Source organism: Pseudarthrobacter sp. J1738 (assembly GCF_050490315.1).
Taxonomy (GTDB): domain Bacteria; phylum Actinomycetota; class Actinomycetes; order Actinomycetales; family Micrococcaceae; genus JBNPEO01.
This window is the reverse complement of record NZ_JBNPEO010000013.1, coordinates 39353-55657: the sequence shown is the minus strand read 5'-3', so window position 1 is coordinate 55657 and position 16305 is coordinate 39353. Positions and strand designations below refer to the sequence as shown.

Below are 16305 nucleotides of genomic sequence, written 5' to 3'. Positions count from 1 at the left end.
GTGGCGAATCTACTTTACTGCGTCGGCTGCCTTGCCCAACTGCGGCAAGAAAGTATCCAGGGCCCACGGCAGGCTCAGAGGTGAGGAGGCAGAGATTGCCAAGGTGAGCGTGTTGGACGTGTCTGCAACGAGCGCGCCGCTGGCTACGGCCGGGATCTGGCTCAAAAGGGGATCTTTTGTGATGGCCTCAGCAGTGGTGGTGTCCGGAACCCAGGTCACAAAGACGTCTGAGTCGAGCTCATTGGCTTTTTCAGCGGACCAGGGGAAAAAGAACTCCTTGGAACCCTTGGATTTCTGAGCCACCACGGGGGCGAGCGTCATTCCGATTGAACTGAGGAAGCGCGGGCGGTTGTCATTAGCGCTGTAGACGTTGACGCCGTCGCCCTTGGCTGGCTCGAGGTTGCCGTAGATGAAGGTTTTGTCCTTGATCTGGGGGTACTTGGCGGCCTTTTCAGCCACAAGTGCTTCGGTTTCTTTGACCAGTTGGGTGGCTTCAGCGTCCTTACCAAGGGCCTTGCCGATCATGGCCGTAGCGTCTTGCCACGGGGTGCCGTAGGCGATCTCCGGGTAAGCAACTACGGGGGCGATCTGGCTGAGCTTGGTGTAGTCCTCTTTGCTCAGGCCCGAGTAGGCGGCGAGGATAACGTCCGGGGTGAGCTTGGCAATCTCGGTGAAGTTGATGCCGTCCGCTTCGGAGTACTGAACGGGCGCCTTGTCAGTGCCAAGGGCCGCGCCGGCTTTTTCGAGGGCAGCGTCCTTCCACGGGGTGGAGCCCTTGGCATTGTTGCCCCACTCGTTTTTGGGCATACCCACGGGGATCACACCGAGCGCTATGGCGATGTCGTCATTAACCCAGGACACCGTGGCGACGCGTGTGGGCTGAGCTTTGATGGTGGTCTCGCCAAAAGCGTGCTTGATGGTCACCGGGAAGGCAGCTGATTTTTCGGTTGTTCCGGCAGTGGCTGAGGCTGCGGGTCCGGTTGAGCAGGCGCTCAGAGAAAGGACGACGGCGGCAAGGGCTGCGGTTGCTCCGCCAGCGGATTTGAGGACTGACCTGCGAGAAGGCTCTGAAATGCGGGAAGCCACGGGACTCCTTGAGAGTGATCGATGGGAACTTAGGTAAGGCTACGCTATGTTCCCATAAATTACGCAATGTTTTACTTGCGTAATGCATTTGGGGCGGGTGAGAGGAGTGTCACCCGGGTGAGAATGCCTGCAGAGGTAGACACTTGAAGAAGATCTTTGACACCATAGAGGGTGGCCTGACTTCAACAGGACCATCAACAAACAGGCTTTGGATAAGACGGAAGAAACGAGGCGAGCATGACGCGCAAGGCGCAGCTCTTGGCCTCCGCAGGAAGCGGGGCGGCCATTGCGGCCTGCCCGGCGAACGGCTGAAACACCGTTCCATCGCACTAAAAGCCTCCGGCAACAGTGCATTTTCTTCTGTCAAAGGTCCATTGTTATGCAGCCACTAACGGCACCCCAAATACGCTCATCCCTGCTCAACGCGAGCCGCTCAGAAGCGAGCAAACTCAACCTGCCCAAGAATCTGGAAACCCTCGACTGGGAAAACATGGACTTCCTGGGCTGGCGCGATCCAAAAATGCCCCTGCGAGGGTACTTGATCCTGCCAAGCCCCAAAGGCCTACACGGAATTATGCTCCGTGCCCCCGAAGGTGGAGCCAAGAAAAACCGGCGCGTGCTGTGCGAACTCTGCCGCGACGTTGCCTCCAAGGAAGAAGTCCTTCTCTGGGTAGCCAAGCGTGCAGGTCAATCCGGGCGCAACGGTAATACGATCGGCACACTCATTTGCGCCGACTTCCAGTGCAGCTCAAACGTCCGCAAACCACCGGCCGTGAGCGCGATCAATCCGGACCCGGACGCTGTGGTACTGGAAAGAACCGCTGCGCTGATCCAACGCACCGAACTGTTTTTGGAACGCGTCCAAAACCGGTAACTTGGACCGCTAGCGCAGCACAATGTCCACCGGGTTGGCCTCACTTTGAGGCTGACCCGGTGCGGCACGGCCGCCAGCAGGCAAGGTCAAGACGCCTGAACGGTTGGTGCGCTTATCCCGCAAAATCTCCGTCACCGAACCCAAATGGCGGGACAAATCGATCACGTTCTCCGGGGCGGCTAGCAACAGCTGGAACCCAAACTCGTGCAGGGCCTTGATACCGGCGCCGGCGAATTCCTCCGAGGCCAACACAAACGCCTCATCCATCATCACAGTGCCGTAGCTAGTGAATCCTTGATCGGCAATGCCCAATTGGTAGCTCAGAGCCGCGGCCATAATAAAAGCCGTGAACCGTTGACGCTCACCACCTGACATGGAGCCGGTGTCAGCGTGAACGTAGACTTCATCTCGCACACCACCATCCGGGCCGGTGACACTACGGTGTTCTTTGCACTGAATAAACAAGTGCCCGCGGACATCTAGCACTTCGGCCCGCCAGCGCCGGTCCTCGGGGGCAGCAGAACCCAGACGCTTAACAATCGCCTCAAGGGACTTGTACCGCGCAGTTAGTTCCGCTTCTTCAGGCTCCGCATTTTCAGTACTAGCGGCCCGCGCATGGCGAGGCTTCAGCGCATTGGTGATGGCTTCTTTAAACTGCCGTGCAGCTACCGGCAGGGTTGGTTTAATGTCCAGCTCAAGATGGCTTCCCTCATGGAAATTCACTTCGGAGAGGATGCCGTTGAGCGGCAAAATGCGGCTGCTGATACTGCGTCGTTCCTCATCTAGAAGGTGCAACAGGGTGCTGAAAGACTCGTGAGTGCGCTGATTAAAGAATTCGCGGAACTCGGCCTCTTGCGCTGGCAGCCCATCCCGAACAATCGAGTGGTAGCGGGCCTCAAAATCCGCTGCCGCCCCAATCGAGGTACCGTAGTCCGCCGAGATTCCACTGCCCCACTCGCGGACAAAAGACTCAAAAATGCGGGTCAGCGAGTCAGCCGTGGCTTGGGCGCGCGCTTGCACTTCGTAAAGTTCGTTGAGCAGCCGGGTTTTGACCTTGTTAGCCAAGTTATCCAGTTCGTGAATCTCGGTGACGTCGCCGAAGTCGGTGAAGTACGGTTCCAAGGCGGCAACCGTAACTTCCGACGGCGGAGCTTGGTTCAGGCGCTGACGTGCAGCTTCCAGGAGGGAATCGGTTGCGCTGAGCTGGTGGTCCAGCGTTTTGTACTCGCTCTGCAGAACTGCCGCAGCCTCGGTGCTGGCCTGGTGCTTGGTGCGGAATTGTTCGATGGCCGTCCGCAATGGTTCAAGGTTTTCTTGGGCAGCCAGAGCGTCCGTGAGCCGTTGTTGAATCCTGGCGAGTTCGCTTTGGGCAGCCTCTGTGGAAACTTGTTCCCAGGGCCGGGAGTCTTGCGCGATCTTTTTGAGCGCATCGAGCTGACGGGCCATACCTTGATGCGAATCTTCGCGGCTTTGGGCCAGTGTTGCTGCAGCGGCGAGCTCGGTTTCAAGTTCCTTGACCCGTTCTTCAAGTAGTTGCACCTTAATGCTGTTATCAAAGCCCAGAACGTAGTCCTGGCGGGAGGCGAAACGGTCGTCTTTCTCTACAGTGTGGCGGTTGCGTTTGACCACACCTCCTAGGGAAAGTCCCTTGTCCAGCTGCGCTAGTTCTTTAGGGTCCTCCACGCAGGGGTAGGCGAAGTCCACAGCAATACGTTCCCGCAGCCACCTTCCGGCCTCCTCCGGGTGCACGCCGCCTTCAACAATGTCCAGCTTCGCCAGCAGATCATTCTCGCGGACGTCCTCCAATGCCAAGGCAGCGCCGGCGAGTGGCTTTGAGGTGTCAACCGCGCGGAGAGCCCCACGAATGGTGTGGTTGTTCAGGAAGGTGGTAACGGCGTCAAACTTGTCACCGGGCACCAGCAAGGTGGTGGCGAGCGAACGCAAGGCCCGCTCCGCGGCGGGGCGCCATTTCTCCTCCCCAGGCGCCAAGTCCATCAGCTCACCGCCAAAGGGCAAGTCATTGGCGTCAATGTCTAGGGCTTCGGCTAGTGCTGCACGGTTTTGCAGGCTGGCCGTGGGGAGCAGTGATTTGGCCCCACGGAGGGTGGCAAGTTCTTGTTGCGCCTCAGCGAGTTCACGCTTTTTGGTGGCGTGCGAATCGAAGGCCTCAAAACGCAGCTCGCGCAACGACTCCGAGTTGCCTTCAAGCTGGGCAGCCGTCTCCGCAGCCTCGCGGTGAGCCTGTGCCCAAGCTTCGGCGTTCCACTCCAGCTCAAGGCCAGCGTCGCGCAAGGATTGCTGTGCGGACTGCTCCACTTGCTCGCGAAGGCGCAGACCAACGCGAGCATTTTCTACCGATGCTTCAATTGCCGAGATCGCGTTACCGCCCCGGTTGTTGTAGTCCGATTCCTGTTCGCGCAACTCCTTGGCGAGGGCGTCGCGGCGCTGACGCTCCGCGCTCAACTCCTTGGCCTTGGCTGCAGCCAGGTCCTTGAACTTTGCGAGGGTACCTTCGTGGACTTTCACCGCAAGAGACTGCTTATAAGCATCAAATTCGGTGTCTGAAAGTTCACGGAGCCGGTGAGCATCCAGCAAAAGTTTGGCGTATTCAACGTTCAGCTCAGGCACCGGAGCCAACTGATCGCGCTGCTGACGTACGTCCTCAAGCCGTTGCCGGATGGACATCAAGTTGCTGAACTCTTCCACCACGTCATCGGCAGCTGTCAGTGTGGCCGGGGCGTCCAGCACCTGATCGCGGAAAAAGGTATTAACGCTTCCACCCAAGCCCTTTCCGGCCTGGATCACCCGCAGCAAAGGCAAAGCTTGATCTGAGCTGATACCCAAGAGGCGCCGGAAGCGCTCCGCGAAGGTTTTGTGGACGTCAAAAACCTGCGCGTTGGGGAAAATCTGCTCCAATGCAGAGCGGGTAAAGCGCTTCTCGGCGATGGATTCGATCGCGTCCAGATCCAGCGGGTGGTTATCAATCAGATAAAAACGTCCGACGGCGGATTCAGTACCGTTTTTGGGTAGGTCAAAGAGTGCCGAGATGGTCACACTCGTTCCCGCGGCGTTGTCGAAACTCAGCCCGATCGCAGACCATGTGGCCCCCGGCCGCTGATAAGCACTCGCCGAGCCCTCCCCCACAGCACGGTCGCCCACCTTGCCACGCATGTACGTGAATGTGGTGCGCTTGTCTTCAACCACGCCGCCGGAGCGTTGCGCTGCCGCCTCGTTTGAGCGGGGACGGGCATCAAAAACGCGGAGCATAGCGTCAAAAAGCGTGGACTTACCCACACCGGAGTTGCCGGTCAGCAGGGTTCCGTTGCGGTCCACGTGCATGGTGTGGGCACCGTGGAACGTGCCCCAGTTGACCACCTGAACCAGAGCCAAACGCATCTGGCCGGGATTCGTCAGGTCGCCGAGGGGCAACATGGTGGCGATGCTCATGACTCGTCCTCTGCTGTCGCGTCTTCGGTTACTGCGGTACCGGCCACATGCTCTGCATGCTCGCTCGTTTCTCGCTTAGACGCAGGCTGTCGCATGTCCCCGGTTCCGCTTCTCGGTTCCGCTTCGCCGTCGTCAGAGTCGTCGTCGCTGGCCCCTTCCCCGTCGAGGTCCAGGAGCGGTTCGGTGCCGGTGGGGTCGGCGGTGGCGTTGGCCAGGGATTGGATTTGTGCGGGGATGTCGCCGATGTTCTCGAAAGGCAGGGCCAGCGGGAGCGCGTTGCTGATGGCGTAGACGCCGTCGATCGCCGTGGGAAGCAGTAGCTGACGGGCTTGCAATTTGGTGATGGCGCGGTTCACAGCATCGTGATCGCGGAGTGCGTCTTGTTGGCCGGCAGGTTGGAAGTGCGCCACGATCTCAGCAATTTCCTCGAGCGTGATGGTGGGTTCCGTCTGGGCCTGAACATGCCGGTCCAACAGGAGACGAAGGCGCAAAAGCACAATGGTTTCCACTCGGCTAAGGGCACGTTGTTGGCGCAGAATACTTGACCGACTGCTGCCACCAATGAGTTCCGGATCAACCGGGCGCAGCACTGCAATCTTGCGCTCATGGTCTAACTGCAGGGTCAAGAACAGCTCCGAGAGGCGGCTACGCAAGATGATCTGGTTGTCCAAGAGCGTGGTCCACAGCTTCTCGTCCCGGCCACCGTCAATGTACGGGCCTTTGAGTAGACGGACCAGAGCTTGGCGCACCTTCATTGGCAGAACACCCGTGTCCGCCGGGAACAGGGCAGCCCCGTCCACAAACGTGTCCCGTGGCCGCACCGCAAACGGATCCCGCTGGGTGTGCCCACTGGGGGATGGTGCGTTTTCCTCAGTCATCAACGTCCTCACTCAGGGATACCAGGGGCAAATATGCTTCACGCGTGCTGCCGTCAATCTGTTCAAATTCAATGCGCTCCCATTGACTCCTATCAAAGCCAGCCCCGGAGTGCAGTGCCGCGGACAACAGGGCACGAATCGTGTTGATGTGGCGCTCCCCCGCAGGAAGTTCGGCCCACGCGCCACCAAGTGTCTGCGCCCCCGCCAAAACTGAACGGACGACGTCGTCCTTTGCCTTGGCGGTTCTCGGCGAGCGGGTGCGGTCCCCCTCGCTAAACGAAATCGGCTCAGCGAGGCGTGGCGGCGGAACAAAGTCGTCCGGATCAAAGAGTTTAACCATGGCCAAGGACTCAAAGTCGGGGGTAAAAAGCTCAGGTGCGCGGGTAAAAGCTGGGCTCTCGCGCTCGTAGGGCACCGAACGGATGGCACGCTCGGCTTCACGCAACACTTCACGCAAGCGCACGGACTGCCGGAAGTCCTCGCTCTGCACATAGGTGTTCAGGCTCTCGGAAAGTTTGCCGTAGATCCGCTGGATTTGCCGGTGTTGGTGACGCAGTTCTGCCACAAGGTTTTTGAGAGTCTCGCGGTCTTCAATACTGAGGTCATCGGCAAATTCTCGGCTGAGGACTTCGCCAATGGCTGAGCGGAATCGCAGTTGCTGGTTGGGGTCCTCGAGGAAGGCTGCGAAGGAGCGGAAGGTGCGGCCTTCGGGGCTTTGCCGCAGCCGTTTGTCTGCCTCAAGGACTTGGGCCATGGTGGCGCCCTTGCTCAATGATTCTTCGATGATTTGGTTGCGCAAATCCCCAACGAGCTTTTCGATCCGGTCACGCATTTTTTTGAAGTCGGCGGGCAGACTTGCGGCTAGGTCCAGAATGTTTCCGGCAGCCTCAACTGCCTCGTCCTCATCGAGGAGGCCGTCGAACTCGCCGGAGGTGATGTCGTCGATCAGTTGGCGGCGCTCAAGAATTTCTTCCTCGAGTGCTTCTAGACGCGCGCTTTGATCGGGGTTGGTCTCGTTCGCGAGCTTTTCAACGTCGCCTAGGAGCGTGCCCAAGCGGGAACCGTTGAGGGTGGAGCGCTCGGAGGAGAGGCTGTCCAAAAATGCCAACACACGCGCCGCCGATTCGGTTGCCTCGTAAACAATCTGCCCGGAATGGTTCCGGCGGGTCAGGAAGCGTTTGCGAGTCCACTCATCAGCGAAGGTTTTGCCGGTAGCCGAGCCGCCTAGGCTGGGGTCATCGCGGCGAAGCTGTTCCAAAAACGCGTCAACGTCTGCGTGAAATTGCTCCAGGGGCAGTTGCGGCCGGGTGCGAGTAAATGAAGCTTGAAGCACGGCGATCACCCAGGGCGCCGAACGGGTCAATGCCCAGGCTGGGCCCTTTGTAAGAACTTCAAGCTCGCGCAGCCGGGCACCAATAGCTTCGGACGAAGATTGCGCGGAGGCAAAAACTGGACGCGGGCGTACTGACTCGCTCATCCGGCCCTCCTGTTGTGCCTCGCTATTGTGCCTCGGCGCGGCCGGATACGTATCCGCACCACAATTTCGTCTCAACCAAGGTTAACGCAGTGCCACAAACCAGTTCTGTGGCCGCCGAGTTCTCCCAGCAATTGACAAGGTAATAACGGCTCAGCCACGGTTTCCCACTCGAACGCCGTGGCTGACATTCTTCCATGGCTCATTCGCTAGGGTGGATGGAGATATTGGACTGGCAATGGCGGACAGGAGGCATCGCGTGACGGACGTAACGGCGATACTCAATCTGACCTTTTTTGGGACTCTCGGCGTCGCTCTCCTTCTCTTACTTGGCATCGCTTTGTTCGGATTCTTGGCCATGGTGGTGGTAGGGCTGGGGCGCGGACTTTACAGCGTGGCTACGCTCGGGAAACGTCGCAGAATGCACCGTGACGAATCTTTCACCGAGCCCGCCGAGGCGCCGGACGCTGGCGAAGCCGCACCGTCCACTCTCTGGGTTGAGGAAGAGCCTCCCCGGTTGCATATGCCGGCCATTAGTCTTCCCAAAGCCCTCAAGCTGCCGGCTCGAAAGCCCAAAGAGCCAAAAGAACCCAGAGCTCCAAAGTCGGCATCTGAAAAACCCCAGCTCAACCCGCGTTGGTCCAAAGCCGTGTGGGAAGCTGACGCTCGTGCACTGGCCAAAGCTGTAGATTCAGGTGTAATTCCCCGCTTGGCCCGAGTTGAGAATCCGCGCGCCAAGCTGGGCCCCGAGCCCACCGATGCAATCCAAAAGATTGTTAAGGGAACCGGTACCGCAGCGGCTAAAAATATCTCAGCTTTGGAGACCGGCTCCCGCGTTTCCATTGCCGATTCTTTGCCTAACCTGCCTAACCGGGCCAACAAGCCAGGGATCGCACGCCGTGCAGTGGCCGGATACGTCACGCCAGCCGCAGAACAGGACTCGAAGCCGTGAGTGCTAGCCAGTCAGCGGCGGTCCGAATTGATGCTTGGTTGTGGGGAGTCCGTGCCTATAAAACCCGATCGGCAGCAACCACAGCATGCCGTGCCGGGCACGTGCGTATTAACAACAACCCTGTCAAAGCCTCACAAATTGTGATTGTTGGGGACACTGTGCGAATTCGTCAGTCTGGATTCGAACGCATTTTGGAGGTCCGTCAGCTTATTTCCAAACGCGTAGGTGCTGAGGCGGCTTCGCATTGCTTCACAGATCACACTCCGGCACGTCCGGCTATACCGTCTCTGGGTATCCCCCAGCGCGATCGCGGCACAGGCAGGCCCACAAAGAAGGACCGCCGCGACATGGAACGAGCTCTGCGAAGGGACTAAGAGTTCTTAGACAAACGACGGCGGTCACCTCCACTCCCAAGGGGTGACCGCCGTCGTTTTTCGGATCTGTAGTTCTGGTGGCCGTTCGCACCCCCACACCACAGTGGCTCTGGTCTCTACACCGGAACTAATGCCCCACACTTCACCGTGCATGACATTTGATTCAACCATGTGACAACCTGTGTAAAACTTTAGCGTCCTGCAATGAACCCCGCTAGCGTTTTGTTAATTATTCTTTCGCGCCGCACCAGCCGGGGCTTCACTTGCCGGATTTGTTCCGGTACGCGCGCATCCACTCTTGCTGCTCAGCTTTACCGCCAGGCCGCAGTTTTCGGTCAATGGGACGGGGACGACGGCGGGGCAACGCCTTCCAGCCAGCGTCCAGCACCAGTAGGGCCCGCTCCGTCATGGCAGCGTTCCGAAGCAACAAAGAGGTGCGCTTGCGGCGAAGGATCTCGGCAATTGCGGCTTCAGTGTCCTTCAAACGACCCACTGCGCGCAGGGAACGTGCCCGTAACAACAAGATGGCCGCAGCAAGATCGTCCACATTGCGTAGACCGTCGCTGAGGCCAATCACTAAATCATGCCGTTCTAGGCTCGCAGCGATTTGGCTTATGGCGAGAACCTTCGCTAAGGATGCGGGCAGAGGTTCAAGCACCTCTAGCGCCGCTTCGGGTTCACCAATTTCGTCCAAGCTGTGCGCCAAGGCAAGCATCACGGCTTCTTCGGAGAACAAGACCCGCACACTCACGCCATCGCCTAATTCAACCTGGGTGAGCAGCTGCATCAGGTTCTCTGCGATGTAACGGCCCGCGTCGTCGTCGTTCACCGTATTAATGCCCCGGCGCAATAGCTCCGCTGCCTGCGGAAATTGCCGCATTTGGTAGGCCTGCAGGCCTGCCATCACGTAGCAAAGGCCCGCCCAGCCGGGGTAGGTGCGCGCCAAAGTGATAAGCCGTTCGGGCTCGGCGCCGGAGAAGATTGCGGCATGGATATGTTTCACCGGCCGGGGCGTTAGCGGTTTCAGGCGCGGTGCAACTCCGGGCGATAGCGGACGGATCCGGTAGCGGCGTGAAGCGTTGGCAATCCGCTCGCCCAAGGCGCCCGGCACACTCAGTAAGGGGACATGGATCTGGACTCCACGGAAAGGGGTCAGATCGCGGGGATCGTGGAATGCCGAGGCTTCCCGGCTCTGATCTGAACTCATCTCACGATGCTATCTGGGACGCGGCCGGGCTGAGCAAACACTTCAGTTCAGTGCGTGAATCCACACACCAACCACCCAAGTGCTGGCCGCGAGGGAAGCGCACGCAAACTCCACCAACATGCCTACGCCGGTGGCCTTCAGCGCCGCCCAGCTGGAGCGCCAGGCCACTGCAAAGTCGCGTGTTCTGGCAAGCTCACTCAACAACAACCCCGCCGCGAACCCCACAAAGAGGCCCACCACAGGGATCACAAACATGCCAATAATTCCGGCGACAAGCCCAGCGACTATCGAACGGCTGGGCACTGAGTGTTGTTTGAGTTTCCGCCCTGTGAGCACCGCGCTTGCAGTCATTCCGGCAATCACAAAAAACAGTCCGATCCCAAAAATCACCCAACCCAGGGTTCCTGCCCCGGCGAAGAGTGCCCAAGCCAGCAAGCTCAAACCGATCAGAATGCTTCCCGGCAACACGGGGATAATTACCCCCGCCACTCCAACCAGAATGGCCGCGCCGCACAGGATGGTGGTGATGAGATAAGCGTCCATTTCGTCAGTCTAATCTGGCCGGCGCTACCGGACGCCCTTGATTTTGACCACAAACACGGCGCCCAACAGCCCAATCACTGCGGCGGCAATGTACAGGGAAACGTACCCACCCCAGAAAGTCACAAAGGGCCATGCGAGTGCCGGGGCAATAACCTGCGGCAAGGAGTTGGCAATGTTGATAACGCCTAGGTCCTTTCCCCGAGCTGAAGCGTCCGGGAGGATCTGGGTGATCAGGGCAAAATCCACCGCCAAGTACGCACCGAATCCGATCCCCAAAACGCTCGCACCAATAATCGCGCCAATCCAGGTTGGTGCAAACGCCAAGATCAACGAGGCCAAAGCAATAATGGCCGACGACGCGATTACCAAAGGCTTCCGGCGGCCAAGCCTGTCACTGATCGGCCCGGCAAGCACGCTAGTGATGATCACAAACACCGCGTACAGGCCGGTCAGAACCAGCACCCCAAATTCCGGGGTGAGGCCTGTGTGATCCTGGACTTTGACCCCGTCCTTGAGGAAAAACAGCAAGTATAGGGTGATCATGTGGTTACCGACGTTTACCAGGAGCCGGGTAATCCACGCCCAGGTGAAATCCGCGTGGCGGAATGGCCGCACAAATCCCGCAAAAAAAGCACCCCAATCCTGCGGTTCCAGAGCAGCGGGATCTAGAGCGGCGTCGTCGCTCTTAAAGAGGTAAAGAACCACGCCGGCGAGCAGCGCAATGGCACAGAAAATGTAACCCATAGCGATGTTTCCACTAACGACGGCGGCAATCACCGCGCCGAGCAGGATACCTACCGTCTGACCCATCGCCGCAAGACCGCCGACTTTGCCTCGTTGCGGCACGGGGACGCGATCCGGGATGGCGGCGGTGATGGCCGCATACATTGCGTTGCACCCGGCTTGGACCAGGCACCACAGGATGGTCATCACTGCAACATTGGGAGCTCCGGCGAGCGCAAACAACGCGGCAGCTCCAAGAACAGCACCGAGCACAACCCACGGGACTCGCCTGCCAAACCGGGATGTAGTGCGGTCAGAAAAGGCACCAAAAATGGGGTTTGCCACCAGTGAAACCGCTGCACCACAACCGGTGACCAGGGCGAGGATGGCTTCCTTCTGGCCGGGGTCAAAATGCTCAGCCTGAAGGCCCATGAGGACCTGAAGCGGCCCATAGAACGCTGCATTAATTCCAAGATTGACTAGGATCACGCCAGTGATCCACGCCGGGCGTACCCTGATCTGAGGCTCTTCGAAAGCGGCGCCTGCGCTGGGCAGGTTGGGCTGCATCATGGGGTCCACTGTTCCTTTGCGGCGCTACTGGCTGGTCTGGGGCACAGCATACCTTTCACCGCCGTGGATGGCTTGTCATGCGGAGCCGTGAGGCAACCGCATGCTCGCAAACAGCTATTCTGGCTCCAGGCGCACAGCCAGCCAGAAGTTCGGATCAAAGGAGACCCATGAGCGAGACCACCGCAGAGAACCGCATCAACACAGCCGACCTCTTTGACGAGCGCGGTGACGAACTGGACTCTGTTGCCTTGCAGTTCCAGTCCATCGGCGGCCATTCTCATTTCAGCGGGCCCGTTCGCACGGTTCGCTGCTTCGAGGACAACGCCTTAGTGAAGTCCGTTTTGGCTAGCCCCGGGCGCGGAGCCGTACTGGTGGTGGACGGCGGCGGTTCGCTACGCACGGCTTTGATGGGGGACATGATCGCGGCGAGCGCCGTGGAGAACGGGTGGGCCGGCGTCGTTATTAACGGTGCGGTCCGTGACCGTGAAGCGATTGGCGAGTTGCCACTGGGCGTTAAGGCGCTGGGCAGCAATCCGCGTAAGAGCAGCAAAACCGGCGCTGGCGAGGCTGATGTCGAGATAGAGATCGACGGCGTGACCTTCCGTCCCGGAGCCATGATCTTCTGCGACCCCGACGGCATCCTCACCGACCTCTAACTTCCTCCCCTTTCGCCGAGTGGGTAGATAACGTCGCTTTGAGGCCCTTCAAAGGGACGTTATCTACCCACTCGGCGAAAATATTTAACACTCCGGGAACAAAGTCCGAGATAAGATAGTTACTGAAAGCAACTATCAATGCTTAGCCCCCACTTCCTGGAGAAATTCCATGTCTACCACCCTGCCCAAACGCCGCGGCACCGTCGCGGCCGGCGAGACTCTGAGCCAGCGGCAAACCGTACTGGTCATGATCGGCCTGATGCTCGGAATGTTCTTGTCCTCCTTGGACCAGACCATCGTCTCGACCTCGATTTACACCATCGCCAACGACCTTGACGGCCTTTCATTGCAGGCATGGGCCACCACGGCGTACCTCATTACCTCCACGGTCAGCACCCCGTTGTACGGCAAGCTCAGCGACATCTTCGGACGCCGCCCGCTCTACCTGATCGCCATCATCATCTTCTTGGCCGGCTCCCTCTACGCGGGTTCTGTGCACTCGATGACGGAACTCGCTATCGCCCGCGGCATCCAAGGCCTCGGTGCAGGTGGTCTGATGGCCTTGGCCCTGACCATCATCGGCGACATCGTTGCTCTGAAGGACCGCGCCAAATTCCAGGGCTACTTTATGTCCGTCTTTGGCATCTCCTCCGTACTGGGCCCCGTGATCGGTGGCGCCTTCGCCGGAAGCTCGAACATTCTTGGCTTTGACGGCTGGCGCTGGGTGTTTTTTGTGAACCTCCCCATCGGTCTCGCAGCGCTGACTGTTGTGTTTATGTTCTTGCACTTGCCCACACGGCACGTCAAACAAAAGATCGACTACTGGGGCGCCGCGGCCATCACCTTGGCGATCGTCCCCTTGCTCCTCGTCGCCGAACAGGGCCGCTCATGGGGTTGGACTTCAGGGAACTCGTGGCTCTGCTACGGCCTCGGAGTCATCGGTATCATCGCGTTCCTATTCGCCGAACGTCGTGCCGGTGACTATGCGCTGATCCCCCTGCGACTCTTCAGCAACATCACCTTTGGCTTGTCCTCACTACTGAACTTCATCATCGGTGTGGGTATGTTCGGTGCCATCGCCATGCTGCCAATGTATCTCCAGCTGGTTAAGGGGCTCACCCCCACAGAAGCTGGCCTGATGATGATCACTTTCACCGTGGGTATCCTGTTTGGCTCGATCACGGCAGGCCGGACCATCTCCGCCTCCGGCACGTACCGCGTTTTCCCGATCGTTGGAACGGCCATTCTCACGGCCGCGGCGCTTGTGATGAGCTTCTCGCTGCACTGGGACACGGAGCTGTGGGTCCCCGGCCTCATCGCCGTATTCTTTGGTGTTGGACTGGGCTTCTGCATGCAGCCGCTGACCTTGGCTATGCAGGTATCCGTACCGGCCAAGGACATGGGCGTTGGAACCTCCACCGCCGCGTTCTTCCGTTCTATGGGTGGCGCAGTGGGCACCGCAGTGTTCATCTCAATGCTCTTTAGCCTCGCGGCAGACAAAGTTGCCAGCGGCCTCAAAAATGCCATGGCCAATCCGGATTACCTCAAGCTCCTCAAGGATCCGGCGATCGCCTCTGACCCGGCCAATGCCAAGCTCTTTGAGTTCGTCAAAAAGGGCGCTTCCAACGATTCGCTCAACGACACAAGTTGGCTGCATGGCGCTAACGCGCAGCTGACCCAGCCCATCACGGATGGCTTCGCCCAAGCGATCGACGGCGTGATGCTCACCGCAGCAATTCTCACCGGCATTGCGTTCTTGATCAGCTTCGCTTTGCCCAACCGCAAACTCACTGATCCGAGTAGCGGAGCCGCACCAGCAGACGCGGACGCCCTGCCTGTCCACTAGAAGAGCCCCCGCATAAGCGGAGCCAAGCAACCAAGCCGGGAACGCGCCGTCGTAATGTCGCCTTAAGCACATTTAGGGCCCAGAACGACGGCGCGTTCCCTGTTTAACTGGCACCGCACCGGTCCCGGTGCAAGACTGGATGGAAATGTGCCGGGAAGCCAAGGATGCCAACTCGACGCCCTTAATAATCCGAGTAGGAGCAAAGATGTCCACGGAAAAACAGCACCAAGGCCCGGGTAGCGATGCCCCGCAGGCCAACACTAAGATCCCACCGAGGGTCATTTGGCTTGCAGTAGCAGGAGCCGTGGGAGGATTCCTCTTCGGTTTCGATTCTTCCGTGGTTAATGGCGCGGTTGACGCCATCAAGGATCAGTTCGCGCTCTCCGAGGCCGTCACCGGGTTCGCTGTGGCTGTGGCTCTCTTAGGTTGCGCCGTGGGTGCGTACTTGGCCGGTCGAATCGCTGACAAGTACGGCCGAATTCCTGCGATGAAGCTTGGCGCAGCACTATTTTTGATCAGCGCCCTCGGTGCTGGTTTTGCCTTCGGTGTGTGGGATCTGATTATCTGGCGCTTGGTGGGTGGCTTGGGTATTGGCTTGGCTTCGGTGATTGCCCCCGCGTATATTTCCGAGATTTCCCCGCGCCAGGTGCGCGGCCGTTTGGCCTCCCTGCAGCAGTTGGCCATCACCACCGGTATTTTCGCAGCGCTGCTCTCCGATGCACTTTTTGCCACCTCTGCTGGTGGTGCTCACAATCCGCTCTGGTTCGGCATTGAAGCGTGGCGTTGGATGTTCATTGCTGGCGCGGTTCCCGCGGTGGTTTACGGCTGGATCGCCTTTACGCTGCCTGAATCTCCGCGTTTCCTGGTTTTCCAGGGGAAGGAAGACAAGGCCCGTGAGGTCTTTGAATCCATTGCTCCTAACGAGGATACGGACCGCCACATCCGCGAAATCAAAGCGGCCATTTCCGAGGACAAACTTTCGGAGAAGAAGGGTGCTCTGCGCGGTTCCGCATGGGGTTTGCAGCCTGTGGTGTGGATCGGCATCATCCTCTCAGTCCTCCAGCAATTTGTGGGCATCAACGTGATTTTCTACTACTCCACCACGTTGTGGAAGGCAGTTGGCTTCCAAGAAAAGGATTCGCTCACCATCTCCGTGGTCACGGCAATTGTGAACATTTTGGTGACCCTCGTGGCGATCGCCTTGGTGGACCGGGTTGGCCGCCGCCCGATTTTGCTGACCGGTTCGATTGGTATGGCAGTTTCCTTGGCAACCATGGCGATAGCTTTTTCCTCAGCCGTGGGCACGTCCCCGGACATTACTTTGCCGGGTGCGTGGGGGCCAGTAGCGTTGGTTGCCGCGAACGTTTTTGTGGTGAGTTTCGGCGCTTCGTGGGGCCCGTTGGTGTGGGTGTTGTTGGGCGAAATTTTCCCGTCCAAGATCCGTGCACGCGCTTTGGGCTTAGCCGCCGCAGCCCAGTGGGTGGCTAACTTTGCCATTACGCTCAGCTTCCCCGTGATGGCGGCAGGTTCTCTCCCGCTGACGTACGGAATGTACGCGTTGTTCGCTGCCGCGTCCTTCTTCTTTGTGATGTTCAAGGTGCCGGAGACCAACGGTATGTCTCTTGAGCAAGCCGAGACGTTGTTTGTAAAGAAGGGTTCCGCGAAGGTCTGAACG

The 16305-nt window shown here is 59.0% G+C and carries 13 protein-coding genes; 6 read left to right on the top strand and 7 right to left on the bottom strand.

Annotated features, from left to right (window positions below; translation table 11 throughout):
- Positions 1-9: 9 nt before the first annotated feature.
- Entirely contained in the window at positions 10-1086 is a 1077-nt protein-coding gene (locus tag ACQR35_RS13340) for an iron-siderophore ABC transporter substrate-binding protein (protein WP_430270330.1), read from the bottom strand.
- A 379-nt stretch (positions 1087-1465) separates the two neighbouring features.
- On the opposite strand from ACQR35_RS13340, the gene ACQR35_RS13335 reads away from it, so the two are divergent.
- Positions 1466-1960 carry an FBP domain-containing protein gene (locus ACQR35_RS13335; protein WP_430268649.1) on the top strand — a complete coding sequence of 165 codons (495 nt, stop codon included), beginning with the start codon at positions 1466-1468 and terminating at the stop codon, positions 1958-1960.
- 9 nt (positions 1961-1969) lie between these two features.
- Here the strand turns inward: ACQR35_RS13335 and ACQR35_RS13330 are convergent, their stop codons facing one another.
- From ACQR35_RS13330 to ACQR35_RS13320, 3 genes are read right to left on the bottom strand one after another with little or no spacing between them, the layout of a single operon-like run.
- Positions 1970-5407, bottom strand: coding sequence for an ATP-binding protein (locus tag ACQR35_RS13330; RefSeq protein ID WP_430270329.1), 3438 nt, complete (start codon positions 5405-5407; stop codon positions 1970-1972).
- Entirely contained in the window at positions 5404-6285 is an 882-nt protein-coding gene (locus ACQR35_RS13325) for a DUF4194 domain-containing protein (RefSeq protein WP_430268651.1), read from the bottom strand. Before ACQR35_RS13325 ends, ACQR35_RS13330 begins: the two co-directional genes overlap by 4 nt.
- Positions 6278-7762, bottom strand: coding sequence for a DUF3375 family protein (locus ACQR35_RS13320; protein WP_430268652.1), 1485 nt, complete (start codon positions 7760-7762; stop codon positions 6278-6280). The genes ACQR35_RS13325 and ACQR35_RS13320 overlap by 8 nt, the downstream gene beginning before the upstream one ends.
- A 256-nt stretch (positions 7763-8018) precedes the next feature.
- Here ACQR35_RS13320 and ACQR35_RS13315 point away from each other — a divergent pair, with 256 nt between their 5' ends.
- Entirely contained in the window at positions 8019-8711 is a 693-nt protein-coding gene (locus tag ACQR35_RS13315) for a hypothetical protein (protein ID WP_430270328.1), read from the top strand.
- Entirely contained in the window at positions 8708-9085 is a 378-nt protein-coding gene (locus ACQR35_RS13310) for an RNA-binding S4 domain-containing protein (RefSeq protein WP_430268654.1), read from the top strand. The genes ACQR35_RS13315 and ACQR35_RS13310 overlap by 4 nt, the downstream gene beginning before the upstream one ends.
- Positions 9086-9344: 259 nt before the next feature.
- On the opposite strand, the gene ACQR35_RS13305 is transcribed toward ACQR35_RS13310, so the two are convergent.
- The 3 genes from ACQR35_RS13305 to ACQR35_RS13295 are packed head-to-tail and all read right to left on the bottom strand — an operon-like array spanning position 9345 to position 12128.
- A complete protein-coding gene (locus ACQR35_RS13305; protein WP_430270327.1) occupies positions 9345-10292 on the bottom strand; it encodes a hypothetical protein in 948 nt (315 codons plus the stop codon).
- Positions 10293-10334: 42 nt separating this feature from the next.
- Positions 10335-10835: a DUF456 domain-containing protein gene (locus tag ACQR35_RS13300; RefSeq protein WP_430270326.1), complete on the bottom strand. Its 501-nt coding sequence runs from the start codon at positions 10833-10835 to the stop codon at positions 10335-10337.
- A gap of 24 nt (positions 10836-10859) precedes the next feature.
- On the bottom strand, positions 10860-12128 hold the full coding sequence (locus ACQR35_RS13295) for an MFS transporter (RefSeq protein WP_430270325.1): 1269 nt from the start codon (positions 12126-12128) through the stop codon (positions 10860-10862).
- Between the two features lie 167 nt (positions 12129-12295).
- Between ACQR35_RS13295 and rraA the strand changes: the two genes are divergently transcribed.
- From rraA to ACQR35_RS13280, 3 genes are all read left to right on the top strand, one after another.
- Positions 12296-12784, top strand: a complete 489-nt coding sequence (rraA, locus tag ACQR35_RS13290; protein ID WP_430268658.1) for a ribonuclease E activity regulator RraA — start codon at positions 12296-12298, stop codon at positions 12782-12784.
- A 169-nt stretch (positions 12785-12953) separates the two neighbouring features.
- Positions 12954-14630 carry an MDR family MFS transporter gene (locus tag ACQR35_RS13285; protein WP_430270324.1) on the top strand — a complete coding sequence of 559 codons (1677 nt, stop codon included), beginning with the start codon at positions 12954-12956 and terminating at the stop codon, positions 14628-14630.
- A gap of 205 nt (positions 14631-14835) precedes the next feature.
- Positions 14836-16302, top strand: a complete 1467-nt coding sequence (locus ACQR35_RS13280) for a sugar porter family MFS transporter (protein WP_430268660.1) — start codon at positions 14836-14838, stop codon at positions 16300-16302.
- Positions 16303-16305 lie beyond the last annotated feature (3 nt).

Coding starts and splice junctions, on each gene's coding strand:
- ACQR35_RS13335 (WP_430268649.1), top strand. CDS start 1,466: ATGCAGCCACTAACGGCACCCCAAATACGCTCATCCCTGCTCAACGCG.
- ACQR35_RS13330 (WP_430270329.1), bottom strand. CDS start 5,407: ATGAGCATCGCCACCATGTTGCCCCTCGGCGACCTGACGAATCCCGGC.
- ACQR35_RS13325 (WP_430268651.1), bottom strand. CDS start 6,285: ATGACTGAGGAAAACGCACCATCCCCCAGTGGGCACACCCAGCGGGAT.
- ACQR35_RS13320 (WP_430268652.1), bottom strand. CDS start 7,762: ATGAGCGAGTCAGTACGCCCGCGTCCAGTTTTTGCCTCCGCGCAATCT.
- ACQR35_RS13305 (WP_430270327.1), bottom strand. CDS start 10,292: ATGAGTTCAGATCAGAGCCGGGAAGCCTCGGCATTCCACGATCCCCGC.
- ACQR35_RS13300 (WP_430270326.1), bottom strand. CDS start 10,835: ATGGACGCTTATCTCATCACCACCATCCTGTGCGGCGCGGCCATTCTG.
- ACQR35_RS13295 (WP_430270325.1), bottom strand. CDS start 12,128: ATGATGCAGCCCAACCTGCCCAGCGCAGGCGCCGCTTTCGAAGAGCCT.
- rraA (WP_430268658.1), top strand. CDS start 12,296: ATGAGCGAGACCACCGCAGAGAACCGCATCAACACAGCCGACCTCTTT.
- ACQR35_RS13285 (WP_430270324.1), top strand. CDS start 12,954: ATGTCTACCACCCTGCCCAAACGCCGCGGCACCGTCGCGGCCGGCGAG.
- ACQR35_RS13280 (WP_430268660.1), top strand. CDS start 14,836: ATGTCCACGGAAAAACAGCACCAAGGCCCGGGTAGCGATGCCCCGCAG.